Source organism: Pseudomonas gingeri, assembly GCF_013386115.1.
Lineage (GTDB): Bacteria > Pseudomonadota > Gammaproteobacteria > Pseudomonadales > Pseudomonadaceae > Aquipseudomonas > Aquipseudomonas gingeri.
This window is the reverse complement of sequence record NZ_JACAOR010000007.1, coordinates 685,578-709,895: the sequence shown is the minus strand read 5'-3', so window position 1 is coordinate 709,895 and position 24,318 is coordinate 685,578. Positions and strand designations below refer to the sequence as shown.

The following is a 24,318-nucleotide window of genomic DNA, read 5'->3' as shown; positions in this document are numbered from 1 at the left end:
CAGAAACGAACGGGACAACCGATGTACAGCCTCCAAGACCTGCTTCACCTGATGGCCCGCTTGCGCGACCCGCAATACGGCTGCCCGTGGGATATCAAGCAAAGCTACGCGACGATTGTTCCCTACACGCTGGAGGAAGCCTACGAGGTGGCCGATGCCATCGAGCGCGGCGACTTCGAGCACCTGCAGGGCGAACTGGGCGACCTGCTTTTCCAGGTGGTCTACTACAGCCAGCTGGCCCGTGAAGAAGGGCGCTTCGAATTTGATGGCGTGGTCGACAGCATCACCCGCAAGCTGATTCGCCGACACCCCCATGTTTTCCCCACCGGCGATCTCTATGCCCCCGTCGACCTGCCGCGCCTCAGCGAAGAACAGGTCAAGCTGCGCTGGGAGCAGATCAAGGCCGAGGAGCGTGCGGAAAACCACCGCGCGCCCGAGCAGTTGTCCCTGCTCGACGATGTCCCCGCGGCCCTGCCGGCCTTGTCCCGGGCGGCCAAGTTGCAGAAGCGCGCGGCCCAGGTCGGTTTTGACTGGCCGGCCGCCCTGCCGGTGGTGGACAAGGTCCGCGAGGAGCTTGATGAGGTGCTCGAGGCCATGGCCGACAACGACCCGGCGGCCATCGCCGATGAGATCGGCGACCTGTTGTTCAGTGTGGTCAACCTGGCCCGTCACCTCCAGGTCGACCCGGAAAATGCCCTGCGTGGCGCCAACGGCAAATTCGACAGGCGCTTCCGATTTGTCGAACAGGCATTGCGCGACACCCACCGTCCCATGGAAGATTGCACCCTCGAAGAGTTGGACGCCTTGTGGGGCGAAGCCAAACGTCAGGAAAAGAATGCACCCAGCTGCGGCTGAGTCGTTGACCCAAGTGAGTAAGCACCATGAGCCTTTCCCTTCGCGACCAGTTGCTCAAAGCAGGTCTGGTCAATCAAAAGCAGGCCAAGCAGGTCAGCAAAGACAAACAGAAACAGCAGCGGCTGGTCCATAAAGGCCAGGCCGAGGTTGACGACACCCAGGCCCGCCTGGCCCAGGAAGCGCAGGCCGAAAAGGTCAAGCGCGACCAGGAACTGAACCGCCAGCAGCAGGAGAAAGCCGAGGCCAAGGCGCGGGCGGCCCAGGTCAAGCAATTGATCGAAACCTCGCGCCTGCCCAAGCTGACCACCGAGGACTACTACAACTTCGTCGACGACAAGAAGGTCAAGCGCTTGTCGGTCAACACGCTGATGCGCAACAAGCTCAGCAATGGCTCCCTGGCGATCGTGCACCACGGCGGCGGTTATGAAGTGATTCCCCGTGAAGCGGCGCTGAAGATCCAGGAGCGGGCTCCCGAGCGGATCGTCCAGCTCAATATCCTCACCGAGAGCCAGGTGCCGGACGAGGACGATCCGTACGCGGCCTACCAGATCCCTGACGATCTGATGTGGTAAGCCCCTGGCGGCACCCCTGAAACGACAAACCCCGCTCGAAAGGCGGGGTTTGTGCTTGTGGGTCATCGCCGGCTGCGTGGGCCGGGGGCGCCCAGGGTGCTCAAGACTTCAGGAGCTTTGTGCCTGGCGTTTCATCTCGAGGGTTTCCAGCTCGTTCTTGTAATTATGAGCATCGGCCTCGTTGTGAAACATGCCTACCAGCAGGTCCTGTTGGTGTACATCCCAGATTCGAATGCCATTGGCTACGCCTTCATGGGACATATGTGCATCATCGCGTTCGGTCACTTTTACGGTCATCTGCAAGCTCCAGTCTCTGTTGAACTGCGGCAACGCGTCGCAGGCCTCTTTTATATGATTCATTAGCCTCCTACGTAAATCGTTCGCAGAAGAAATTCACCGTTGCAAAAACTGCAGTAATCGACAAAGGCCCGGATTCGTTGGGGATGAGGCGATTTCTGCGGAGTTTCCTGACAAAAGTTTCATGTTCGATGGGATGCAAAGCGCGGATTAGAGCGATGCCTGACGGTGATTCGCCCAGCCGGCGGTGAGCGCACGAAAGCAGTCGGCGATCCGTCAGGGCGCTTTCCACTTTCCGACGTTCTGTGGTAAATACCTCGCCTCGGATTTCCAGCCAGGTGGCTGGAACCATGGATAAAAGAAGTTCGGCATGGAAGCCACAGTCGATACCTGCGCTCGCTCGACAGCGTCCTGCTGCCCCTGCGGCGCTCTCCCGATCTCTCTTCCCGCCAGACGACAGGCCTGACCTGATTCGTGGGGAAAGTCGTGCCTCGGGTTCTGTGTTTTCCATGCTTTCGAACTTTTGCCGTCGGCCTGGTTGTGCCAGGAGACAGGTTCTTTCCGCTCGACCGGAAAAGCCGTGGACAGGAAATCAAACCAAAAGGAGCAAAAGCATGAAGATGTTCAAGTCTGTTATTTCGGTACTGGCCCTGGCCACGCTGACCGCCGGATCGGCCTTTGCCGGTCCTCCGGTAGCGGTCACCTTCAAGAACCTGGGCACGACCGATGCGGCGTACACGATCATCACCAGTAACGAAGCCAGCACCAACGTCAACGCGGTGCCAAAGCCCGTGGCGACGGTCCGGGCGGGCGGGGCCGATACCTATACCGTGCAAAGCAATATTTCGCCCAATGCCAACTACGCCAACCTGCGTTACACCATGGGCGGCAAGACCTGCACCTTCCTGGCGACCTACGTAGGGACCCTGGGCCCATTGGGCTCGATCATTCCCAAGTGGAACAACACCGCGACTCCGAGTGGCGGCGCGGTCTGTACCGCGAAAGTGACCTCGACCAACATCTCGACCTATTCGTGGACGGTTGAATTCACGATGAAGTAAGGCCATGACGGGCCTCGCAGGGTCATGCCGTGCGAGGTTCGTGGTCCTGCCGTTCATCGTGGGACCTTACAGTTTCCCCGGCGGTTGCCGATAACGGTTGATGGGCCAGGGATTCGGGAGTGGCCACTAACAGGGAGGACGTCATCTTGGTAGGTTCAATCAATTCGAATTCAGTATCCGGCGCGCAGGTTTCCGGCGTGGCCGCGACTCCGGGCGAGCCGCTCGCCAAGGCCGGCTCCACGGCGCCAAGTCCCGCAGCCGAGCCCGCGAAAGACACCAGCAGCATTTCCTCGCTCTCCCGTCAGTTGAGCGAAAGCGCCGCGCGTGCGGCGGCGCGGGATGCGAGCCTGAGCAGGAAGGAGCTGGGGGCCAAGGCCAACGAGCTGTTGGGCAAGATTTCCGGCGACGGTTATTTTGCCAACAAGGCGGCCAATGATGCCGAGGTTCCCGATACCCAGGATCCTGACTTGCTGGCACGTGCCCGCAATGCCACGGATTTTGTCAATGGCAGCGGGAAGAACCCCTTCGCCGGTATGTCGAAAGACCAGCTTTCGTTGATTATCTACGACGATAGCGGCAATTTCACCGCAAACGAGCGGCGGGCGGCCTGGAGCGAATCATCGGACCAGGAATATGCCTGGCGGCAGAAAGTCGTGGCCAGTTCGATCGCCGAGTACGACGGAACGGGCAAGCTGAGCAAGTTCTTCACCGCGGCGCTGGAGCATTACAAGGACCTGCCCGCGATCGAGCAGGCCCAGTACCCGAACAGCTACGAGGCGAAGTTGCAGGCCTGGATAGCCCTCGACTTCAACTACAAGACCCACACCGCCGAAGGCCAGGGCAGTGCGCAGGAGGTGATGGACAAGGTCCTGGGTCTCGACAAGCAGACCTTCGATGAAAGTGGATCGGGTGCCGCTGTCTGAGCCGATGTGGTATCGCCCATGAAAAAGCCCCGCATCAGGCGGGGCTTTTTTGTTGCCGTGGAGGGTATCAGCTGCCTTTGACAGCCTTGCCGTCGACGGTGCCGTCCTGGAGCATGATGTTGTACTCCTTGCCGTCGGTTTCGACCTGGCGCAGGGCAACCAGGATGTAGCCCCAGTCCTTGGCGAACCACATTTGCGTGATGCGCTTGCTCTGTGTCGGGTCGCGGACGCGCTCGACCTTGATCGCGTCGATCGTGCCGGCCTTGGTCTGGACCTTTTCCGGGCCGATCACGCGGAAGTCGTAGGTGTCGGTATCGGTGCCTTCGGCCACCCGGTAGCTCATGCTTTTCTTGCCGGCGGCGACATCACGCTGCAGGGCCAGCTGATAGGTCGACTTGTCGAGCATGCCGCTTTCGAGGGGCAGGTTGACCGAATCCTTGCCTTCGAAGCCGGTGACCTTGTTGGTCGCCCAGTCGAAGTCCAGGTTGATCTTCTTGGCCTTGCCCAGCCCGCCACGTTCGAAGGTGTAGGTCTGTGGCAGCAGCTTGTCCTTCTCGAGGCGCAGGGTGCTTTCCTCGGTCAGGCTGGCGATCATCATGGAAGCCTTGAAATTCAGGGTCCAGCTGCCATTGTCGTTTTTCGTCAGGCTACGTTCGGCCGAACCGCTCATGGGGAGCTGTTTCCAGTCGGCGGTGTAACTGGCGGAGAAAGGCTGAAGATCCGCCGCCTGCACAACCGGCAAGGCAAGCAGAGTAAGAGCGAAGAGCAGGGCGCGACGCATAAAATCTCCTAGGTTCGAATCGAATGGCCGCTGGCCGCGAGTAATTGACCGTCCAATAAAGCACCCCGGTCGCCAAGGCTCAAGCGCCCTTCGGCGAACCAGCGTACCGCCAGCGGGTAAATCCTGTGTTCCTGGGTATGAACCCGTTGCGCCAGACTCTGCGCCGAATCATCAGACTCTACCGTAACCACAGCCTGTACGACCAGAGGGCCGCCGTCGAGTTCCTCGGTGACGAAGTGCACGCTGCAGCCGTGTTCGGCGTCGCCGGCGTCCAGCGCCCGCTGATGGGTGTGCAGGCCTTTGTACTTGGGCAGGAGCGAGGGGTGGATATTGAGCAGGCGTCCCTGGTAGTGCCGGACGAAATTCGCGCTGAGGATGCGCATGAAGCCGGCCAGGACCACCAGTTGCGGGTTGAAGGCGTCGATCAGTTCGATCAGGGCGGCATCGAAGGCTTCGCGGCCTTCGAAGGCCTTGTGATCCAGGGAGCGGGTGTCGATACCCGCGTCCCTGGCGCGTTGCAGGCCGTAGGCATCGGCGCGGTTGGAGATCACCGCGGCGATGCGGGCCGGGTTGCCCCCGGTCCGTACGTCATCGATCAGGGCCTGCAAGTTGCTGCCGGTGCCCGACAGCAACACCACGACGTTACAGGTCGGGGTTATCGGCTCGGACATCAGTGAGCCTTGAGGTTCTTCAGCTCGACCTGGGCAGCGCCTTCGGCGGCAGTGGCGATCTGGCCGATGACCCATGGCTGTTCGCCGGCTTCACGCAGGACCTTCAGGGCGGTTTCAACGTGTTCCTGGGCGACGCAGATGACCATGCCGACGCCGCAGTTCAGCACGCGGTGCATTTCGGTTTCGTCGACGTTGCCTTTTTCCTGCAGCCAGTCGAAGACCGCCGGACGCTGCCAGCTGGCCACGTCGACCACGGCCTGGGCGCCTTTTGGCAGGACGCGCGGGATGTTGTCCAGCAGGCCGCCGCCGGTGATGTGGGCCATGGCCTTGACCGCGCCGGTGTCCTTGATCAGCTTGAGCAATGGCTTGACGTAGATCCGGGTTGGCGCCATCAGCAGGTCGGCCAGCGGCTTGCCGTCGAGCTGGGTGTTTTCGATGTCGGCACCGGAGACTTCGATGATCTTGCGGATCAGCGAGTAGCCGTTTGAGTGCGGTCCGGACGATGGCAGGGCGAGCAGGGCGTCCCCGGTGGCGACTTTCGAGCCGTCGATGATCTCGGCTTTTTCCACGACGCCGACGCAGAAGCCGGCCAGGTCGTAGTCTTCGCCTTCGTACATGCCCGGCATTTCAGCGGTTTCGCCGCCGACCAGGGAGCAGCCGGACAGTTCGCAACCGGCGCCGATGCCGGTGACCACCTGGGCGGCGGTATCGACGTTGAGCTTGCCGGTGGCGTAGTAGTCGAGGAAGAACAGCGGCTCGGCGCCGCAGACCACCAGGTCATTCACGCACATGGCGACCAGGTCGATGCCGATGCTGTCGTGCTTGTTCAGGTTCAGAGCCAGGCGCAGCTTGGTGCCGACACCGTCGGTGCCGGAGACCAGGACCGGCTGCTTGTAACCGGCCGGGATCTCGCAGAGGGCGCCAAAACCGCCCAGGCCGCCCATGACTTCCGGGCGCGCAGTGCGCTTGGCCACGCTCTTGATGCGTTCGACCAATGCTTCACCGGCGTCGATGTCTACACCGGCGTCCTTGTAGCTCAGGGAGGGTTGCTTGCTCATGATCCAGGCCTTTAGGGGGGATTCAGGGGTATCGACCGGGAGCGACGGGACCACGGGAAGGAACGGCACAAATCGTTCTTTCCGGGTGTCCGGTCATTGCCGGTCTGCGAAGGCGCGCGATTTTATCAGGCTTGAGCAGCAGCGGCCATCCTCGGGCCGACGGGCAGGGCGATATCCGTTAAAAAATCCCTGAACGGTGGCGCTGGCCGCATCGGGCACGGCTGTATAAGGTATAGCTTTATCAATCGCTGTCTTTATGACGGCGGAAAAACTTTCAATGCCGGTATGAATGATGGCACTGCGCTGTGGTCACACGCCTGTCCCTTTGTATTCATGCGGTCTTTCACGCCGTTTTCTGCCTGTCGGGAATTTTCCATGCGTTTGTTCAAATTACTGAGTGTCGGTTGTCTTTCCCTGCTGAGCCTGGCGATTCATGCCGAAACCCTGAACGGTCTGTACCAGGTCCGCGAGCCGGTCAGCAGCCAGACCCCCGATGAGCGTAACCAGGCCACCCAGCGCGCGCTGGAAACCCTGGTGCTGCGCCTCACCGGCGATCCCAAGGCGGCGCAGAGCCCGGGGCTGGCCGAGGTGCGCAAGGATCCGCAGCAGATCATCAGCCAGTACGGCTACGACGCCGGGCCGCCGCAGAGCCTGCAGGTGGATTTCGATCCGGTGAGTACCGATCGCGCCTTGCGTGGTGCCGGGCTGGCCCTGTGGGGCAGCAATCGACCGTCGATTCTCGGCTGGTGGCTGAGCGATTCCACCGAGGGTTCGAGCCTGGTGGGCGATGGGCAGTCGGCCGCCGAGCCGCTACGCCGTGCCGCGCAGCATCGTGGCCTGCCACTGCGCCTGCCCCTGGCCGACCTGGATGAACAGATCGTCGCGACCGCCAAGAACCTCGAAGGCTCCGATTCCTCGCCATTGCATGCGGCGTCCGAGCGTTATGGCGCCGACGCCCTGCTCGCCGTGCACGCCCATCAGAATGGCACGCAGTGGGAGGCGAAATGGCGCCTCTGGCTGGGCGACCAGAAGGAGCAGGGCACGGCCCAGGGCGCGGACACCGCGGCCCTGGCCGATGCCGTGCTGCTGGCGGTGAGCGAGCGCCTGGCTCCGCGCTTTGCCGCCAAGCCCGGTACGGCGACGGAGCAGTTGCTGGAAGTGCAGGGCATGAACCTGGAGCGCTATGCGGCGCTGGGGCATCTGCTCGAACCTTTTGGCGGTCGGCCGCTGAGCGTGGATGGCGACCGGATCGTCTATCAGGTCAGCGGCAGCGCGCAGCAGCTACGGGCACAACTGGGGCTGGCGAAGTTGCTGGAGGTACCGCCGGGTGAAGCGCCGGCGCCTGCGGCGGTCAGCGATCCCGCGGCGACTCCCGCGACTCCCGCGGTGCCGCCGGCACCGACACCGCAGTTGCGTTTCCGTTGGTAGTTCATCTTTCCTTCTATATATAAGGCTGGAATCGTCCATGACCGACACCCGTCGATGGATTTGGCTTGGCGCGGCGATCCTGCTGTGCGTGCTTGTGTACTTGCTGCACCCGATATTGTCGCCATTCCTGGTGGGCATCCTGCTGGCCTACATGTTCGATCCCGTGGTCGACCGGCTGGAGAAGTTCGGCCTGTCGCGGACCTGGGGCGTGGTGGCGGTCTTCGCCCTGTTCAGCCTGATCCTGATGACCCTGTTGCTGGTGCTGGTGCCGATGCTGGCCAAGCAGCTGTTCCGGCTCTATGAGCTGGCGCCGCAGATGCTCGACTGGCTGCAGCACACGGCCATGCCCTGGGCGCAGCACAAGTTCGGCCTGGCGGACGGTTTCTGGAAGTTCGACAAGGTCAAGGCCGCCATCAGCGAGCACATGGGCCAGACCACCGATATCGTCGGCGTGGTCCTGTCCCAGGCGACGGCCTCGAGCCTGGCGTTGATGGGCTGGCTGGCCAACCTGGTGCTGATCCCGGTGGTGAGCTTCTACCTGCTGCGGGACTGGGACCTGATGATGGCCAAGATCCGCAGCCTGCTGCCGCGTCAGCAGGAGGGGCATATCGTCGCTTTGGCCGATGAGTGTCATGGCGTGCTCGGCGCTTTCGTGCGCGGCCAGTTGCTGGTGATGCTGGCACTCGGGGTGATCTACGCCGGCGGATTGATGCTGGTCGGCCTGGAACTGGGGTTGTTGATCGGCCTGCTCGCCGGCCTGGCGGCCATCGTGCCGTACATGGGATTCGTCATCGGGATTGGTGCGGCGATCATTGCCGGCCTGTTCCAGTTCGGCGGCGACCTGTATCCAATGATCGGCATCGTCGCGGTGTTCATGATCGGCCAGGCCCTGGAGGGCATGGTGCTGACGCCGTTGCTGGTGGGCGATCGTATCGGCCTGCATCCGGTCGCGGTGATTTTCGCCATCCTCGCCGGGGGCGAGCTGTTCGGCTTTACCGGTGTGCTGCTGGCGTTGCCCGTGGCGGCGGTGATCATGGTGCTGGTGCGGCATGTCCATGACCTGTACAAGGAGTCGGATATGTACGGCGGGCAGGAAGATCCTGACCTCTGACGCGGTTCCCCTGTAGGAGCCGGGCTTGCCCGCGAAGCGTTCAATGGCCCTGTCGGGCCATTGCAGGCAAGCCGCGCTCCCGTGGTGATTTGTGTCATTTTTGACCACGCGGTTATCCCGCTAATCCCATCGGTCAACGCAAACCTTTGATTTTGCTTGTGGTCTGTTGCATTGTGCGCCCGGCGTCACGGGTATAAACTTTGCAAACTTTACACAGAGGCCACTAACGGTTCCCTAGAACTGTTCAGTCAGCATGAAACCGATTCAGCTGCCCCTAGGTGTGCGTCTGCGTGATGACGCTACCTTCATCAACTACTATCCAGGCGCCAATGCCGCTGCACTCGGCTATGTCGAGCGGCTATGCGAAGCCGACGCCGGATGGACCGAAAGCCTGATTTATCTCTGGGGCAAGGACGGCGTGGGGCGTACCCACCTGTTGCAGGCGGCGTGCCTGCGTTTCGAGCAGTTGGGCGAACCGGCGGTCTACCTGCCGCTGGCCGAGTTGATGGATCGCGGCGTCGAGTTGCTGGATAACCTCGAGCAATACGAACTGGTCTGCCTGGATGACCTGCAAGTGGTCGCCGGGCGAGCGGACTGGGAAGAGGCGCTGTTCCACCTGTTCAACCGCCTGCGCGACAGCGGTCGGCGCCTGCTGATTGCCGCGTCGACCTCGCCGCGTGAATTGCCGGTGAAGCTGGCGGACCTGAAATCGCGCCTGACCCTGGCCCTGATCTTCCAGATGCGTCCCCTCTCCGACGAAGATAAATTGCGTGCTTTGCAACTGCGTGCTTCAAGACGCGGCCTGCACCTGACCGACGAAGTAGGACATTTCATCCTGACTCGTGGTACCCGCAGCATGAGTGCGCTGTTCGAACTGCTCGAGCGTCTCGACCAGGCCTCTTTGCAGGCTCAGCGCAAGCTGACCATTCCCTTCCTGAAAGAAACCCTGGGCTGGTAAACGACAGGTAAAGCCCCTAATATTGCGGGCTGCAAGCGATTTTTCGCCAAATTCCAGACGCCACGAAACCCACGCCAAAAGCATTTTTCTGGCGCGCGCGATCCGTTCGGGTATTAAGTCCTTAGATGTTTTCAGGATGTGAGCGAGTCACATCTTGTCCCATAAAATTTGCAAATGAGGGTGATAGAGGGCATAGTCACGGCTTCTAACAATTCAGCCACGGTCGTGCCCATGCTAAATCGCTTCGCACCCCTCGTGCCTCTCGCACTTGTTACCCTGCTTTTTGGTTGCGCGGCACATACGCCGGTTTCGCAACAGCAGGTAGAAAATTCAGTCAAGGTTGCTTCGGTTTCTGGCGTCAAATCCTCGGCCGTACTGGACGATGAGCTGGCCACCGAGAAAGAGCTCGCCGAGTTCGCCGACAGCAAGCCTTATCAGTTGCCAGTCCTGGCCGACAGCATTCTCGAGCGCGGCATGTCCCTGATCGGCACCCGCTACCGTTTCGGCGGTACCAACGAGAGTTCCGGTTTTGACTGCAGCGGCTTCATCGGTTATCTGTTCCGTGAGGAAGCGGGCCTGGATCTGCCGCGTTCCACCCGTGAGATGATCAACGTGAAGGCGCCTCTGGTTGCTCGCAACAAGCTCAAGCCGGGTGACCTGTTGTTCTTCGCCACCAATGGTCGTCGCGGTCGTGTCAGCCACGCCGGGATCTACCTGGGCGATGACCAGTTCATCCATTCCAGCAGCCGCCGCAGCGGTGGCGTCCGGGTCGATAGCCTGGGCGACAGCTACTGGAGCAAGACCTTCATTGAAGCCAAGCGCGCCCTGGCAATGGCTCCTACCACGGTCACGGCCAGCAACAAGTAATCGTTCGGACGTTTCAGTGCCATCGGCCATCGCTGATGGCCAAATGCCAATCAGCAGGGTTGGCAGGACTGTACAAAAAATGTCCGAAGTTAAAGTGATACTTGAAGTTTGGCCCATAGCCGCTAGAATCCTGACATATTGTTGAGTGTCTGACCGCGCAAGCCTGCTTGCGCGGTTTTGATTTCTTTACGCCACGGCAGAGCAAGCCGCATTCAGTCAGGATTTCTGCACATGTCGACCTCGGCCCGTATCGCCCTTATCGCCCTCACCGCGTTGCTCGGTGCCTGTGCCAGCCATGCGCCGCCGCCGCCCGCGCCGGTGGCCCGTCCGGTGGTCTTCGCGTCCCCGCAACCTTCGTCACCGGAGGCCGAAGACGTCCTGTTCCGGGCATTGGGTCTGGTCGGCACGCCTTATCGCTGGGGCGGCAATACGCCGGATTCGGGTTTCGATTGCAGCGGCCTGATCAGCTATGTGTACCGTGACATGGCGGGTATCAACCTGCCACGCTCGACCCGTGAGATGATCGTGATGCGTGCGCCGAATGTGCCGCAGAATGCCCTGCAGACCGGCGACCTGATCTTTTTCGCGACCAATGGCGGCTCCCAGGTCAGCCACGCGGGGATCTATGTCGGCGAAGGTCGTTTTGTCCATGCGCCCGCCACCGGCGGCACCGTCAAGCTGGACAGCCTGTCCAAGGCCTACTGGCAGCGGGCTTACCTGAATGCCAAGCGCGTGCTGCCGGCCGAACACCTGGCGCGCAATCCCTAATGGCCCTGTACGGCCAGCTCTGCTGGTCAACTTCGGCGCCATAAGCCCCTGTCCCGCGTTGCTGTTCCTGGCCATGGCGGCTATGACTCGTCACAGCGCCTTGGCCAGGAACTTCCGGCATCCGAATGTGAACTGACGAACTGGCCGTACAGGCCTCTGGTCGCTGATTCTGTGAGGTTGTCATGACCGCTCGCACCCTCAAGCTCGACGATGCCCTCTACGGCTACCTGCTGGACGTTTCCCTGCGCGAGACGCCGCTGCTCAAGCGCCTGCGCGATGAAACCCAGGCCTTGCCCATGGCGCGCTGGCAGGTGGCTCCCGAGCAGGGCCAGTTCCTCGCCTTGCTGGTCAGGCTGACCGGCGCCCGGCGCCTGCTCGAGGTCGGCACCTTTACGGGCTACAGCGCCCTGTGCATGGCGTCGGCGCTGCCGGAGGGCGGCTCGTTGCTCTGCTGCGACATTCCCGGCGACTACAATGCCACGGCTTTGCGCTACTGGCAGGAAGCGGGTGTGTCCGGGCGGATCGAGCTGCGCCTGGCACCGGCGCTCGATACCCTGGCCGAACTGGAGCGGCAAGGGCTGGGCGAGACCTTCGACCTCATGTTCATCGACGCCGACAAGGCGAACTATCCGCGTTATCTGGAGAGCGCCTTGCGCCTGTTGCGCAGCGGCGGCCTGGCGATTTTCGACAACACCCTGTGGAGTGGCCGGGTGCTGGAGGTGGATGCGCAAAGCGAGGACACCCGGGCTATCCAGGCATTGAACCTGGCCTTGAAGGACGACTCGCGAGTAGATCTGTCGTTGTTGCCCGTAGGCGATGGCCTGACCCTGTGTCGCAAGCGATAGGCCCCACGTTCAAGTTATTTGTATCGTTGCCGTTACAAGGAGTACCACCCGACAACATGGATGTGACTCATGGGTATCAGTATCCCGGGCAGCTCGTTCGCTTCTCTGCCCTCGTTGGCTGCGAAACCCCTCACCCCCGCTGACGTGCCGGGCCAGTCCGTCACGATTGCGCACGTGGCGCCTACGGCTGCGGAAGAGGCCGAGACCCAGGCGCGGATCAAAGCCAATGTCGATACACGGCTGGCGCAGCTCAATACCCACTCCGAGGCGTTCTTGCAGGCGCAGGAACAACTGGGCGCGGCCACTATCGGCCTGCGCTCGGTGTTCAATGACTTCAAGAGCTCGCTGGGCGAGAACCTGGCAGGCAAGTCCTTCGGTTTTACGGTCGGGGCGGATGGCCTGTTGCGGGTCCTCGATACCCACGGTTCGCTCAGCCATGAAGAGATGGAGCAGCTCAACGGGCTCATGAACAACTCGAGCTCGCTGAAAAATGCCGCCCACCATTACATGAGCAGTGCCATCGATTATGTGAACGAGGACCAGAAGGGGCCTCGCATGCTGGGCGCCACCTATTTCCTCGACAAGGCCAACTTCGGCGGCATCATCGACCTGGGGGCGGTGGCGGCAGACCCGAGGTCGAGGGGCGCGAAGGACGGCTGGCTGACCAGCCAGCTATGGAACAAGGGCATCAGGACGGGAGGCATCCACGAGGTGGTCTGACCTCCCGCCGCAGTCCAGGGCAAGTATTCCCCGGTCGTTCCCGCCCCTGAGGTTGGGTGGCGATGGCTCATTTGCTGGCGGACACCCGCCAGATCTTGTTGCCGACATCGTCCGCCACCAGCAAGCCGCCTTGCTGGTCGATCACGACCCCGACCGGGCGGCCCATGGCGTTTTCATCCTTGTCGAGAAAGCCTGTCAGCACATCCACGGGCTGCCCATTGGGCTTGCCAGCGGCAAAAGGTACGAAGATCACCTTGTAGCCGCTGTGGGGCTTGCGGTTCCAGGAGCCGTGCTGGCCGATAAAGGCACCCTGGGTGAACGGCGCCGGGAGTCTGCTGCCTTCGGCAAAGGTCAGTCCCAGGGACGCCGTATGCGGCCCGACGGCGTAATCCGGGGCGATGGCCTTGGCGATCATCGCCGGGTCCGAAGGCGATACCCGCACATCCACGTGCTGGCCATAGTAGCTGTAGGGCCAGCCATAGAACCCGCCGTCCTTCACCGAGGTGATGTAGTCCGGCACCAGATCGCTGCCGATCTCGTCCCGCTCGTTCACCGCGGTCCACAGTTTGCCGCTCTGTGGCTCCCAGGCCAGGCCGTTGGGATTGCGCAGGCCGGAGGCGAAGATCCGGTGGCTGTGGGTGGCCGGATCGACTTCCCAGATCGCGGCGCGACCTTCTTCCTTGTCCAGGCCGTTTTCGCCGACATTGCTGTTGGAACCGACGGTGACGTAGAGCTTTTTCCCGTCCTGGCTGGCGATGACATTCTTGGTCCAGTGGTGATTGAGGGTGCCGCCAGGCAAGTCGATGACCTTTTCCGGTTGTTCCTTGATCGTGGTTGCGCCGGGCTCGTAGTGAAAGCGCAGCAAGGCATCGGTGTCGGCGACATACAGGTCATTGCCCACCAGCGTCATGCCGAAGGGCGAGTTGAGTCGCTCGATAAAGGTCGTGCGGGTTTCCGCGACCCCGTCGTGATTGCTGTCGCGCAGCAGGGTGATGCGATTCGCGCTGGGCACCCCGGCCCCGGCCTTGCCCATCACCTTGCCCGTGATCCAGCCCTTGATCCCCTGGCTGTCATCGGGCTTGGGGGGCGAGTTGGTCTCGGCCACCAGCACATCGCCGTTGGGCAGGACATACAACCACCGTGGATGATCCAGGCCCTCGGCGAAGGCGCCGACCTGGGTGCCGGGAGCGGCCACCGGCCTGGTGCCCTGGGGCCAGCCGATGGCGGGTGCGATATTGACCGTGGGAAAGAGGGTCTTGTTCGGTTCCGGGAGCTTGGGCGAGGGGCCGGTGCCATCGGACACCGACAGGGTGGAGCTTTCGCCGCAAGCAGCCAATCCGCTGGCGAGCAGAATGATCAGGGCGTGTTTCTGCTGGAACATGCTGAATCTCCGTCGAGGCTTACGCTGGTCTAGAAGTAGAGAAGCGTAGTCGGCGCAGGTTCAATCCTTTTGCTCAGGCCTCCTTGAACAGCAGGGCGATGCCGGGATGGTAGTGGCCGGCTTCGTTGTGCAGCTTGCGGTAGGGGTAGGGGAAGTACCAGGCGACGGCGCAACTGTTGGCTTTTTGCAGGTCGTCGACCATGTCCTGCAGGTCTTCCGGGCTCGGGCTCTGCTGGGGCTTGAATGGCGAGACGAACAGGCAGCCGAGCTTGAGGTGATGGGGATGGCTGACCTTCCTGGCATCGCCGACCGCGTCGAGCAGTGCCGGCATCAGATTCAGGTTGTTGAACCGCGGCCAGCGCTGGTTGGCGCGGATAAACACCGAGGCCTCCGGCGTGGCGATGTGCAGGTCGCAGCGCCCGTTGCGGTCGTCTTCCTCGGCCTGTTTTTTTGTCTGGAAATGCTCCAGAGTCACCATCTCCGCCGCCCAGGCAGCGGCCGACAGCAGTCCCAGGTTGGCGCGCTCGTTGAACCAGTAGGGCGCCTGGCCGTCACCGAGCACCTGGTTGTAGCGGTCGATGCAATCAAACCAGCGTTCCAGGGCCGGGCGCAGGAATTCCAGTTTCGGGTTGCTGATCGTCAAGCCTTGCATGTTGCTCACCCTTGTTATTGTTGGTTGGGTTATGGCTATTTGATATCACTTCTTGCAGTGTGGCACAAATTCTGGCGCCGGTTTATTGATCCGTGTCGTCTTTCGATCAACGGGGCACTCCTCGGCTTTAATTGACGCTCCACCCCCAACCCTCTAACCTTCGCGGCTTGTTTCAGGTGCTCTGTGGCGATCCGTCGACAGGGTGAAACAGGGAAGCCGGTGAGCCCTTTCGACAGGCGCGATTCCGGCGCTGCCCCCGCAACGGTAAATGAGTCAAGACTGCGCTTTTCGCCACTGTGCCGCGGCATGGGAAGGCGCGCAGTCCCGCGCTTGCGCAGCTCATGAGTCCGGAGACCGGCCTGATCCATCCCACGGCATCACGGCGGGCGATGCCGGACTGCCTCGGCTGTGCTTTTTCCTGCCCCCCGTTTGCCTTATCCAGCCCCAACGGAGAGCTGCCATGAACGAATCCCCCGATCGCGACGAACGTCACCTGGCGCGCATGCTGCGCAAAAAGGCGGTGATCGACGAACGTATCGCCAGTGCCCCCAACGAATGCGGGTTGCTGCTGGTCCTGACCGGCAATGGCAAGGGCAAGAGCAGTTCCGCCTTCGGCATGCTCGCCCGGGCCATGGGCCACGGCATGCAGTGTGGCGTGGTGCAATTTATCAAGGGCCGCAACAGCACCGGTGAAGAGCTGTTCTTCCGGCGTTTCCCCGAGCAGGTGCGGTTCCATGTGATGGGCGAGGGGTTCACCTGGGAAACCCAGGATCGCCAGCGTGATATCGCGGCCGCCGAAGCCGCCTGGGCCGTGTCCCGGGAAATGCTCGGCAATCCGGATATCGGCCTGGTGGTGCTCGATGAGCTGAATATCGCCCTCAAGCACGGTTACCTGGATCTCGACCAGGTACTGAGCGACCTGCAGTCCCGGCCGCCGATGCAGCACGTGCTGGTGACCGGCCGCGGCGCCAGGCAGGAAATGATCGACCTGGCGGACACCGTGACCGAAATGGGCCTGCTCAAGCACGCGTTCCAGGCCGGGATCAAGGCGCAGAAAGGCATCGAATTATGAGTCAGCCGCGTCATTGCCCGGCGGTGCTGATCGCCGCGCCGGCTTCCGGCCAGGGCAAGACCACGGTGACGGCGGCCCTGGCGCGCCTGCACCGCAACCAGGGACGCAAGGTCCGGGTGTTCAAGTGTGGCCCGGACTTTCTCGACCCGATGATTCATGAGCGGGCCAGTGGCGCGCCGGTGTATCAGCTGGACCTGTGGATGGTCGGCGCCGAGGAAAGTCGTCGCCTGTTGTGGGAGGCGGCGGGTGAAGCCGATCTGATCCTGATCGAAGGGGTCATGGGCTTGTTCGACGGGACGCCGTCCAGCGCCGATCTGGCGCGGCATTTCGGCGTGCCGGTGCTGGCGGTGATCGACGGCACAGCCATGGCGCAGACCTTTGGGGCCCTGGCCCTGGGCCTCGCGCGTTATCAACCGGACCTGCCGTTTGCCGGGGTGTTGGCCAATCGCGTGGGCACCCTGCGCCATGCGCAATTGCTCGAAGGCAGTCTGACCGAAGGCCTGCGCTGGTACGGTGCGCTCTCCCGGGAGACCGGGATCGAGCTGCCGAGCCGCCACCTCGGGTTGGTCCAGGCCAGCGAATTGAACGACCTCGACCGGCGCCTCGACGCCGCGGCCGAGGCCCTGGGGGGCAGTTGCGAAGTCGCGCTGCCGCCTCCGGTCGAATTCGCCGCACCGACACCGGTTGCTGCCGAGCCGCTGTTGGCTGGCGTGCGGATTGCGGTCGCCCATGACGAAGCCTTTGCATTCATCTACGGCGCCAACCTCGACCTGCTGCGGGCGATGGGCGCCGAGTTGCGCTTCTTCTCGCCGATTCACGATACCGGCTTGCCGGACGCCGACAGTCTTTACCTGCCGGGTGGCTACCCGGAATTGCATCACCTGGCCCTGGCCGGCAACCGCGGCATGCTCACGGCGATCCGCGAGCATCATGCCGCGGGCAAGCCCTTGCTCGCCGAGTGCGGCGGGATGCTCTACCTGCTCGATGCGCTGACCGATGTCGACGGTCAACGCGCCGAGTTGCTGGGCCTGCTGGCGGGGGAGGCGGTGATGCAGAAACGCCTGGCGGCCCTGGCCCTGCAGGCGGTGGAGTTGCCGGAAGGCTTGCTGCGCGGACACACCTATCACCATTCGCTGACCACCACCGAACGGGCACCGATTGCCCGCGGGTTGAGCCCCAATGGCGGGCGCGGCGCGGAAGCGGTGTATCGCGAGGGACGCATGACCGCCTCCTACGTGCACTTCTACTTTCCGTCCAATCCGGGGGCGGTTGCCGCGTTGCTGGCACCTGATGCCGCGATCAATTCTGCCAGGGCCGGCGCTCTTCCAATGGGAGCGGGCTTGCCGGCTCGCCGGACCGCCGCGAACAGGCCATGACAGACAACACATTCTCTATTGAAGAGCGAAATGCAATCTACCGCGCCATCGCCGAGCGCCGTGACATGCGCCACTTCGTCGGTGGCACGGTGCCCCCGCAACTCCTGGCGCGCCTGCTGGAAGCTGCGCACCAGGCACCGAGTGTCGGCCTGATGCAGCCATGGCGGTTTATCCGGATCAGCGACCGCGTACTGCGTGGGCGGATCCGGCAACTGGTCGAAGAAGAACGGATCCGCACCGCCGAAGCCCTGGGCGAGCGCTCCGATGAATTCATGAAGTTGAAGGTCGAGGGGATCAACGACTGCGCCGAAGTGTTGGTGGCAGCGCTGATGGACGATCGCGAACGGCATATCTTCGGACGCCGGACCTTGCCGGAGATGGACATGGCGTCCCTGTCCTGCGCGATCCAGAACCTCTGGCTGGCCTCGCGCGCGGAAGGCCTGGGCATGGGCTGGGTATCGCTGTTCGAGCCGCAGGCGCTGGCGGAGCTGCTAGGTTTACCGGCGGGGGCCAAGCCGCTGGCGGTGTTGTGCCTGGGGCCGGTCAAGGAATTCTATCCGGCGCCGATGCTGGTGCTGGAAGGCTGGGCGCAACAGCGCCCCTTGAGTGAATTGTTGTACGAAAATTATTGGGGAGTGAGTCAATGAGTGTGGCGTTGTTGAGTGTCGCCGGGGTTGCGCTGGATGCGCTGCTGGGCGAGCCCAAACGCTGGCATCCGCTGGTGGCGTTCGGCCGAATCGCCGATCGCATCGAGCAACGTTTCAACGCCGGTGGCCGCGGCTGGCGCAGCCATGGCGTGACCGCCTGGGTGCTGGCCGTGGTGCCGCTGACACTGTTGGCCACGGCCTTGTCCTGGGCGCCTTATATCGGCTGGGTGATTGAAATCCTGTTTCTCTATTGTGCCCTCGGCATGCGCAGCCTGGGCGAGCACGTGGCCCCTGTGGCCCAGGCGCTGCGTGGCGGCAACCTGGAGTTGGCCCGCGAGCGCGTGGGCTACCTGGTCAGTCGCCAGACCTCTGAGCTGGATGAGACCGCCGTGGCCCGCGCGGCAACCGAGTCGGTGCTGGAGAACGGCAGCGATGCGGTCTTCGCCGCACTGTTCTGGTTTGCCGTCGCCGGTGTGCCCGGTGTGGTGCTGTACCGCCTGAGCAACACCCTCGATGCCATGTGGGGCTATCGTAACGAGCGCTTCGAGCGGTTCGGCTGGGCGGCGGCGAAGATCGACGACCTGCTCAACTATATTCCCGCCCGACTGGTGGCACTGACCTATGCATTGCTGGGCAAGACCCGGCTGGCGCTGAAATGCTGGCGCGACCAGGGCCCGACCTGGGACAGTCCGAATGCCGGGCCGGTGATGGCTGCCGGGGCCGGTGCCCTGGGGGTCGAATTGGGCGGTGCGGCGATCTATCACGGCGAGCTGCACCAGCGCCCGCAACTGGGCGAAGGTCCGGCCGCCGATGCCGATGCGATCGATCGCGGCTGGCAGTTGGTGCAGCGTGGCGTGTGGTTGTGGTTGCTGATTCTCTGTCTGGGAGCTGAGTTTTATGCTTGAGCACGGCGGGCGGTTGCGCAAGGCGGTGGAGCAGTACGGCATTGCCGAGGCCGATTGGCTGGATCTGTCCAGTGGCATCGCGCCGTGGCCCTGGCCGATCCCGCCGATTCCCGAGCGCGCCTGGGCCCGCCTGCCGGAAACCGACGACGGCCTGGAGCAGGCCGCCTGCGCCTACTACGGTGCGCCGCTGGTGCTGCCGGTGCCCGGTTCCCAGGCGGCCATCCAGCTGCTGCCGCGGCTGCGCCGGGTGGGCAAGGTCGGGGTGCTGTCGCCGTGCTACGCCGAACACGCCGAGGCCTGGCGCCGCAACGGCTATATCGTGCGCGAAGTGCTGGAGCATGAAGTCGATTTCTTTATCGACAGCCTCGATGTCCTGGTGGTGGTCAATCCGAACAACCCCACGGGCCTGAGCCTGCCGCCGGAGCAGTTGCTGGAGTGGCATGGCCGGCTGGCCCAGCGCGGCGGCTGGCTGGTGGTGGACGAGGCCTTCATGGACAACACGCCGCAACTGAGCCTGGCGGCGCATACCCACAACGTCGGGTTGATCGTGTTGCGCTCGTTCGGCAAGTTTTTCGGCCTGGCCGGTGTTCGCCTGGGTTTTGTCCTGGCCGAGCGCAAGTTGCTCAAGTTGCTGGCCGAGCAGGTCGGCCCCTGGTCGGTGGCCGGGCCGACCAGGGTGCTGGGGCAGGCTTGTCTTGCCGACGATGCCGGCCATGCCCGCCAGCGGCTGCGCACGGAACAGGCGAGCCAGCGCCTGGTTGCCCTGTTGGGCCGGTACGGGTTTGCGCCCCAGGGCGGCTGTGCGCTGTTCCAGTGGTTTATCACGTCGCGGGCCGAGCACCTGCATGAATTCATGGCCCGGCGCGGGATCCTGCTGCGGCTGTTCACCCAGAACAGCAGCCTGCGCTTTGGCCTGCCGGTCGACGAGGCCGATTGGCAGCGGCTGGAACTGGCGTTCAAGGCCTATACCGAGGAACACCCATGAGCACCCTGATGGTCCAGGGCACCACGTCCGATGCCGGCAAGAGCACCCTGGTGACAGCCCTGTGCCGCTGGCTGACCCGCCAGGGCGTGCGGGTGGTGCCGTTCAAGCCGCAGAACATGGCCCTCAACAGCGCGGTGACCGCCGACGGTGGCGAGATCGGCCGGGCGCAGGCGGTCCAGGCCCAGGCCTGTGGCCTGCAGCCGCACACCGATATGAATCCGGTGCTGCTCAAGCCCAACAGCGATACCGGTGCCCAGGTGATCATCCATGGGCGCGCCGTGACCACCATGAACGCCGTCGCCTACCACGACTACAAGGCCATCGCCATGCAGGCGGTGCTGGCCTCCCATCAACGCCTGAGTGCCGGGTACCCGGTGGTGATGGTCGAGGGCGCGGGTTCGCCGGCGGAGATCAACCTGCGCGCCGGCGATATCGCCAACATGGGGTTTGCCGAGGCGGTGGACTGCCCGGTGCTGCTGATCGCCGATATCAACCGCGGCGGCGTGTTCGCCCATCTGGTGGGCACCCTGGAGCTGCTGTCGGCCAGTGAGCAGGCGCGGGTCAAGGGTTTCATCATCAATCGCTTTCGCGGCGATATCGCCTTGCTGCAGCCGGGACTCGACTGGCTGGAAGCGCGCACCGGCAAGCCGGTGATCGGCGTGCTGCCCTACGTCATGGACCTGCACCTGGAAGCCGAGGACGGCCTTGACCGACGCCAGGCCGACAAGGTCGAAAAGGTCCTGAAGGTGGTGGTGCCGGTCCTGCCGCGCATCAGCAACCATACCGATTTCGATCCGCTGCGCCTGCATCCGCAGGTCGACCTGCAGTTCGTCGGGCCCGGCCAGGCGATTCCGGCGGCGGACCTGATCATCCTGCCCGGCTCGAAAAGCGTGCGCAGCGACCTCGCCTACCTGCGCGGCAACGGCTGGGAGGCCGCGATCAACCGGCATTTGCGCTACGGCGGCAAGGTGCTGGGTATCTGCGGCGGGCTGCAGATGCTCGGCGAGCAGGTGCACGATCCGTTGGGCCTGGAAGGTCCGGCGGGGTCCAGCGCCGGCCTGGGCCTGCTGGCCTTCAGCACCGAGCTCGAGCAGGAGAAGCAACTGCGCAATGTGCGCGGGCACCTCTTGCTGGAGAACGCCGAGGTCAGCGGCTACGAGATTCACGCCGGCGTGACCACCGGCGCGGCGCTGGAGCACCCGGCGGTACGACTGGATGACGGGCGCCACGATGGCGCCCAGAGTGCCGACGGGCAGATCCTCGGCACGTATCTGCATGGCCTGTTCGAGTCGCCCCGATCCTGTGCCGCGCTGTTGCGCTGGGCGGGCCTGGAGGCGGTGCAGGAGGTGGACTACCACGCCCTGCGCGAACGGGATATCGAGCGCCTGGCCGATCTGGTCGAGCGGCATCTGGACACCGATCGCCTGCGCGAGCTGTGCGGTCTTGGCTAAGCGGGTCTATTGAATATGCAGCAACTGATTCTGGGGGGCGCGCGTTCCGGCAAAAGCCGTCTGGCCGAGCGCCTGGCCGACGAGAGCCGCTTGCCGGTGACCTACATCGCCACCAGCCAGCCACTGGACGGCGAACTGAGCGAGCGGATCGCCTTGCACCGCCAGCGTCGGCCGGCCCATTGGCGGCTGATCGAGGAACCGTTGCAACTGGCGCGGGTCCTGCGTGACAACGCCGCGACAGACGCCTGCCTGCTGGTGGACTGCCTGACCCTGTGGCTGACCAACCTGTTGATGCTGGAGGATCCGGCCCGCCTGCAGGCCGAGCGTGATGCCCTGCTGGACTGCCTGGCCGAGCTGCCGGGGGAAATCATTTTTGTCAGCAACGAAACCGGACTCGGTGTCGTGCCGCTGGGCGAATTGACTCGCCGTTATGTCGATGAAGCCGGTTGGCTGCATCAAGCCCTGGCCGAGCGCTGCCAGCGTGTCGTACTGACCGTGGCCGGCCTGCCCCTGACTTTGAAAGGACCTGCGTTATGAGTGAATCGTGGTGGCTGAATCCGTGCAAGACAATCGATCTGCAAGCCCGGGAGGCGGCGTTCGAGCGCCAGCAACAGTTGACCAAGCCCGCCGGCTCCCTGGGCCTGCTGGAGCAGGTGGCGGTGCAACTGGCCGGTCTGCAGGGGCGGCTCAAGCCGCGGGTCGATCATCTGTGGATCGCGATTTTCGCCGGTGACCATGGCGTGGTGGCCGAGGGGGTATCGGCCTATCCCCAGGAAGTCACCGGGCAGATGCTCGCCAACTTTGTCGGCGGCGGCGCGGCGATCAGCGTCCTGGCGCGGCAACTGGGTGCGCAGTTGGATGTGAATGACCTCGGTACCGTTACGCCGATGCTCAACCTGCCGGGTGTGCGTCACCTGCAGATCGGCGCGGGCACGGCGAACTTTGTCCAGGCGCCGGCAATGACCGAGGCCCAGGGCCGACTGGCGCTGGAAGCCGGACGTGACAGTGTGCGCCGCGCCGTCGCGGCCGGGAGCGAATTGTTTATCGGTGGCGAGATGGGCATCGGCAATACCGCCGCCGCCAGTGCCGTGGCCTGTGCCTTGCTCGGCTGCCCGGCCAATCTGCTCGCCGGTCCGGGCACCGGCCTGGACCCGGCGGGTGTCAGCCACAAGGCGCAGGTCATTGAACGGGCCCTGGCATTGCATGCCGGGCACACCAGCGATCCGCTGCAGGCCCTGTTCCGCCTCGGCGGTTTCGAGATCGCGGCGTTGGCCGGGGCTTACCTGGCCTGTGCCCAGGAAGGTGTGGCGGTATTGGTCGACGGTTTTATCTGTACCGTGGCGGCGATGGTGGCGGTGCGCTTGAACCCCGGCTGCCGGGACTGGCTGATTTTCGGCCACCGTGGCGCGGAGCTGGGGCATCGGCATGTGCTGGAAAGCCTGCTGGCCGAACCGCTGCTGGAGCTGGGCCTGCGCCTGGGCGAAGGCAGCGGCGCGGCGCTGGCGGTGCCATTGCTGCGCCTGGCCTGCGATCTGCACGGACAGATGGCGACCTTTGCCGAAGCGGCCGTGGCGGACCGTCCGGCATGACCGCCCTGCATCTGGATCTGCTGCGTCATGGCGAGACCGAGCTGGGTGGCGGCTTGCGCGGCAGTCTGGATGACGCGCTGACCGACAAGGGCTGGGCGCAGATGCGCAGCGCGGTGCTGGGGCAGGGGCCCTGGGATCGGCTGGTCAGTTCGCCCTTGCAGCGTTGTGCGCGGTTTGCCGAAGAGCTGGGGGGGCGACTGGGATTGCCGGTCGAACTGGAAAAGGATCTGCAGGAGCTGCATTTCGGTGCCTGGGAAGGACAGAGCGCGGCGGCGTTGATGGAGACGGACGCCGATGCCCTGGGGCGATTCTGGTCCGACCCATATGGCTTTACCCCACCCGAGGGGGAGCCTGTGTCACGGTTTTCCGAGCGCGTGCTGGGAGCGGTCGGGCGTTTGCAACAGCGCCATGCCGGCCAGCGGGTGTTGCTGGTCAGTCATGGTGGCGTCATGAAGTTGCTGCTGGCCCGGGCACGGGGCCTGCCGCGCGAACAACTGCTGCAGGTCGAGGTCGCCCATGGTGCCTTGTTCACCTTGCGGGTGCCGGCCGATGGCGTGCTGAGGGAAGGGCGGTGAACCTGTTGCCCTTGTGGATTGCCCTGCAGTTTCTCAGCAGCCTGCCGATTCGCCTGCCGGGCATGCCGCAACCCGAGGAACTGGGGCGGTCGCTGCTGTGGTATCCGCTGGTGGGGTTGCTGCTGGGGGCGGTGCTGTATGGCGTCGACGGATTGCTGGGCGGGGCACCGCTGTTCTTGCACGGTGCGTTGTTGCTGACGGTGTGGGTGTTGTTCAGCGGCGGCCTGCACCTCGATGGCCTGGCCGACAGTGCCGACGCCTGGTTGGGCGGCTTCGGCGATCGCGAACGGACCCTGCTGATCATGAAGGACCCGCGCAGCGGACCGATCGCGGTGGTGACCCTGGTCCTGGTGTTGCTGTTGAAGTTCGGTGCCTTGCTGGCCCTGATCGAACAGCAGCAGACGGTGGCCCTGATCCTGGCCCCACTGATCGGGCGCGGTGCCCTGCTGGGCTTGTTCCTGGTGACGCCTTACGTCCGCGCCGGCGGCCTGGGCCAGGCACTGGCCGATCATCTGCCACGGCGCACCGGGCGTCATGTGTTGCTGGCGAGCATCCTGGGTTGCCTGGTCCTCGCGGGCCTCAAGGGGGCGTTTGCCGTGCTGCTGGCGGCGGGGTGTTTCTTCTGGTTGCGGCGGTTGATGATGCGGCGCCTGGGGGGCACCACCGGTGATACGGCAGGGGCCTTGCTGGAGTTGCTGGAAATGGCGGTACTGGTGGGGTTGGCGTTGATCTGACACGCTGCCGTTTTATCGATAAACTGGTTACACGTG

27 protein-coding genes and 1 riboswitch are annotated in these 24,318 nt (G+C 63.7%); of the genes, 21 read left to right on the top strand and 6 right to left on the bottom strand.

Annotation, left to right across the window (positions count from 1 at the left end):
- Nucleotides 1-21 precede the first annotated feature (21 nt).
- Both mazG and HX881_RS15685 read left to right on the top strand, forming a co-directional pair.
- Nucleotides 22-855 carry a nucleoside triphosphate pyrophosphohydrolase gene (gene mazG / locus HX881_RS15690; RefSeq protein ID WP_017127751.1) on the top strand — a complete coding sequence of 278 codons (834 nt, stop codon included), beginning with the start codon at nt 22-24 and terminating at the stop codon, nt 853-855.
- 26 nt (nt 856-881) lie between these two features.
- A complete protein-coding gene (locus HX881_RS15685) occupies nt 882-1,427 on the top strand; it encodes a DUF2058 domain-containing protein (protein WP_017127752.1) in 546 nt (181 codons plus the stop codon).
- 108 nt (nt 1,428-1,535) lie between these two features.
- Here the strand turns inward: HX881_RS15685 and HX881_RS15680 are convergent, their stop codons facing one another.
- Nucleotides 1,536-1,724 carry a hypothetical protein gene (locus HX881_RS15680; RefSeq protein ID WP_017127753.1) on the bottom strand — a complete coding sequence of 63 codons (189 nt, stop codon included), beginning with the start codon at nt 1,722-1,724 and terminating at the stop codon, nt 1,536-1,538.
- Nucleotides 1,725-2,338: 614 nt separating this feature from the next.
- Here HX881_RS15680 and HX881_RS15675 point away from each other — a divergent pair.
- Nucleotides 2,339-2,785: a hypothetical protein gene (locus HX881_RS15675; RefSeq protein ID WP_017127754.1), complete on the top strand. Its 447-nt coding sequence runs from the start codon at nt 2,339-2,341 to the stop codon at nt 2,783-2,785.
- 197 nt (nt 2,786-2,982) lie between these two features.
- Complete coding sequence (locus tag HX881_RS15670) at nt 2,983-3,708, top strand: hypothetical protein (protein WP_343054759.1); 726 nt, start codon at nt 2,983-2,985, stop codon at nt 3,706-3,708.
- A gap of 67 nt (nt 3,709-3,775) precedes the next feature.
- Here the strand turns inward: HX881_RS15670 and HX881_RS15665 are convergent, their stop codons facing one another.
- From HX881_RS15665 to purM, 3 genes are read right to left on the bottom strand one after another with little or no spacing between them, the layout of a single operon-like run.
- On the bottom strand, nt 3,776-4,489 hold the full coding sequence (locus tag HX881_RS15665; RefSeq protein WP_017127757.1) for a DUF3108 domain-containing protein: 714 nt from the start codon (nt 4,487-4,489) through the stop codon (nt 3,776-3,778).
- Nucleotides 4,490-4,497: 8 nt separating this feature from the next.
- Nucleotides 4,498-5,148: a phosphoribosylglycinamide formyltransferase gene (gene purN, locus HX881_RS15660; RefSeq protein ID WP_177085421.1), complete on the bottom strand. Its 651-nt coding sequence runs from the start codon at nt 5,146-5,148 to the stop codon at nt 4,498-4,500.
- A gap of 11 nt (nt 5,149-5,159) precedes the next feature.
- Complete coding sequence (purM, locus tag HX881_RS15655; protein WP_017127759.1) at nt 5,160-6,218, bottom strand: phosphoribosylformylglycinamidine cyclo-ligase; 1,059 nt, start codon at nt 6,216-6,218, stop codon at nt 5,160-5,162.
- 375 nt (nt 6,219-6,593) lie between these two features.
- Here purM and HX881_RS15650 point away from each other — a divergent pair, with 375 nt between their 5' ends.
- From HX881_RS15650 to HX881_RS15620, 7 genes are all read left to right on the top strand, one after another.
- Entirely contained in the window at nt 6,594-7,646 is a 1,053-nt protein-coding gene (locus HX881_RS15650; RefSeq protein ID WP_177085314.1) for a DUF2066 domain-containing protein, read from the top strand.
- Between the two features lie 37 nt (nt 7,647-7,683).
- Nucleotides 7,684-8,757: an AI-2E family transporter gene (locus HX881_RS15645; protein WP_017127761.1), complete on the top strand. Its 1,074-nt coding sequence runs from the start codon at nt 7,684-7,686 to the stop codon at nt 8,755-8,757.
- A gap of 253 nt (nt 8,758-9,010) precedes the next feature.
- Complete coding sequence (gene hda, locus HX881_RS15640; RefSeq protein ID WP_017127762.1) at nt 9,011-9,715, top strand: DnaA regulatory inactivator Hda; 705 nt, start codon at nt 9,011-9,013, stop codon at nt 9,713-9,715.
- 231 nt (nt 9,716-9,946) lie between these two features.
- Nucleotides 9,947-10,582 (top strand): C40 family peptidase, encoded by a 636-nt coding sequence (locus tag HX881_RS15635; RefSeq protein WP_017127763.1) that lies wholly within the window; start codon nt 9,947-9,949, stop codon nt 10,580-10,582.
- A 231-nt stretch (nt 10,583-10,813) separates the two neighbouring features.
- Entirely contained in the window at nt 10,814-11,350 is a 537-nt protein-coding gene (locus tag HX881_RS15630) for a C40 family peptidase (protein ID WP_017127764.1), read from the top strand.
- A gap of 182 nt (nt 11,351-11,532) precedes the next feature.
- The gene (locus tag HX881_RS15625) at nt 11,533-12,195 is read left to right on the top strand and encodes a class I SAM-dependent methyltransferase (protein WP_017127765.1); all 663 of its coding nucleotides are present in this window, start codon (nt 11,533-11,535) and stop codon (nt 12,193-12,195) included.
- A 69-nt stretch (nt 12,196-12,264) separates the two neighbouring features.
- Nucleotides 12,265-12,915 carry a hypothetical protein gene (locus tag HX881_RS15620; RefSeq protein ID WP_017127766.1) on the top strand — a complete coding sequence of 217 codons (651 nt, stop codon included), beginning with the start codon at nt 12,265-12,267 and terminating at the stop codon, nt 12,913-12,915.
- A gap of 67 nt (nt 12,916-12,982) precedes the next feature.
- Here the strand turns inward: HX881_RS15620 and HX881_RS15615 are convergent, their stop codons facing one another.
- On the bottom strand, nt 12,983-14,296 hold the full coding sequence (locus HX881_RS15615; protein WP_017127767.1) for a PQQ-dependent sugar dehydrogenase: 1,314 nt from the start codon (nt 14,294-14,296) through the stop codon (nt 12,983-12,985).
- Between the two features lie 73 nt (nt 14,297-14,369).
- The gene (locus HX881_RS15610) at nt 14,370-14,948 is read right to left on the bottom strand and encodes a hypothetical protein (RefSeq protein WP_177085312.1); all 579 of its coding nucleotides are present in this window, start codon (nt 14,946-14,948) and stop codon (nt 14,370-14,372) included.
- Between the two features lie 157 nt (nt 14,949-15,105).
- Nucleotides 15,106-15,325, top strand: a riboswitch (cobalamin riboswitch).
- A gap of 83 nt (nt 15,326-15,408) precedes the next feature.
- On the opposite strand from HX881_RS15610, the gene cobO reads away from it, so the two are divergent.
- The 10 genes from cobO to HX881_RS15560 are packed head-to-tail and all read left to right on the top strand — an operon-like array spanning nt 15,409 to nt 24,282.
- Complete coding sequence (gene cobO / locus HX881_RS15605) at nt 15,409-16,020, top strand: cob(I)yrinic acid a,c-diamide adenosyltransferase (protein ID WP_017127769.1); 612 nt, start codon at nt 15,409-15,411, stop codon at nt 16,018-16,020.
- The gene (locus tag HX881_RS15600) at nt 16,017-17,396 is read left to right on the top strand and encodes a cobyrinic acid a,c-diamide synthase CobB (RefSeq protein WP_177085310.1); all 1,380 of its coding nucleotides are present in this window, start codon (nt 16,017-16,019) and stop codon (nt 17,394-17,396) included. Before cobO ends, HX881_RS15600 begins: the two co-directional genes overlap by 4 nt.
- On the top strand, nt 17,393-18,043 hold the full coding sequence (bluB, locus tag HX881_RS15595) for a 5,6-dimethylbenzimidazole synthase (protein ID WP_177085308.1): 651 nt from the start codon (nt 17,393-17,395) through the stop codon (nt 18,041-18,043). Before HX881_RS15600 ends, bluB begins: the two co-directional genes overlap by 4 nt.
- A complete protein-coding gene (gene cbiB, locus HX881_RS15590) occupies nt 18,040-18,948 on the top strand; it encodes an adenosylcobinamide-phosphate synthase CbiB (RefSeq protein WP_017127772.1) in 909 nt (302 codons plus the stop codon). The genes bluB and cbiB overlap by 4 nt, the downstream gene beginning before the upstream one ends.
- Nucleotides 18,941-19,933, top strand: a complete 993-nt coding sequence (gene cobD / locus HX881_RS15585; RefSeq protein ID WP_042936072.1) for a threonine-phosphate decarboxylase CobD — start codon at nt 18,941-18,943, stop codon at nt 19,931-19,933. The genes cbiB and cobD overlap by 8 nt, the downstream gene beginning before the upstream one ends.
- The gene (locus tag HX881_RS15580) at nt 19,930-21,384 is read left to right on the top strand and encodes a cobyric acid synthase (RefSeq protein WP_177085306.1); all 1,455 of its coding nucleotides are present in this window, start codon (nt 19,930-19,932) and stop codon (nt 21,382-21,384) included. Before cobD ends, HX881_RS15580 begins: the two co-directional genes overlap by 4 nt.
- Nucleotides 21,385-21,399: 15 nt before the next feature.
- Nucleotides 21,400-21,921 carry a bifunctional adenosylcobinamide kinase/adenosylcobinamide-phosphate guanylyltransferase gene (gene cobU / locus HX881_RS15575; protein WP_177085304.1) on the top strand — a complete coding sequence of 174 codons (522 nt, stop codon included), beginning with the start codon at nt 21,400-21,402 and terminating at the stop codon, nt 21,919-21,921.
- Entirely contained in the window at nt 21,918-22,973 is a 1,056-nt protein-coding gene (gene cobT / locus HX881_RS15570) for a nicotinate-nucleotide--dimethylbenzimidazole phosphoribosyltransferase (protein ID WP_177060601.1), read from the top strand. The genes cobU and cobT overlap by 4 nt, the downstream gene beginning before the upstream one ends.
- Nucleotides 22,970-23,548: an alpha-ribazole phosphatase family protein gene (cobC, locus tag HX881_RS15565; RefSeq protein WP_177085302.1), complete on the top strand. Its 579-nt coding sequence runs from the start codon at nt 22,970-22,972 to the stop codon at nt 23,546-23,548. Before cobT ends, cobC begins: the two co-directional genes overlap by 4 nt.
- 2 nt (nt 23,549-23,550) lie before the next feature.
- On the top strand, nt 23,551-24,282 hold the full coding sequence (locus HX881_RS15560) for an adenosylcobinamide-GDP ribazoletransferase (RefSeq protein WP_177085419.1): 732 nt from the start codon (nt 23,551-23,553) through the stop codon (nt 24,280-24,282).
- The last annotated feature ends 36 nt before the right edge of the window (nt 24,283-24,318 follow it).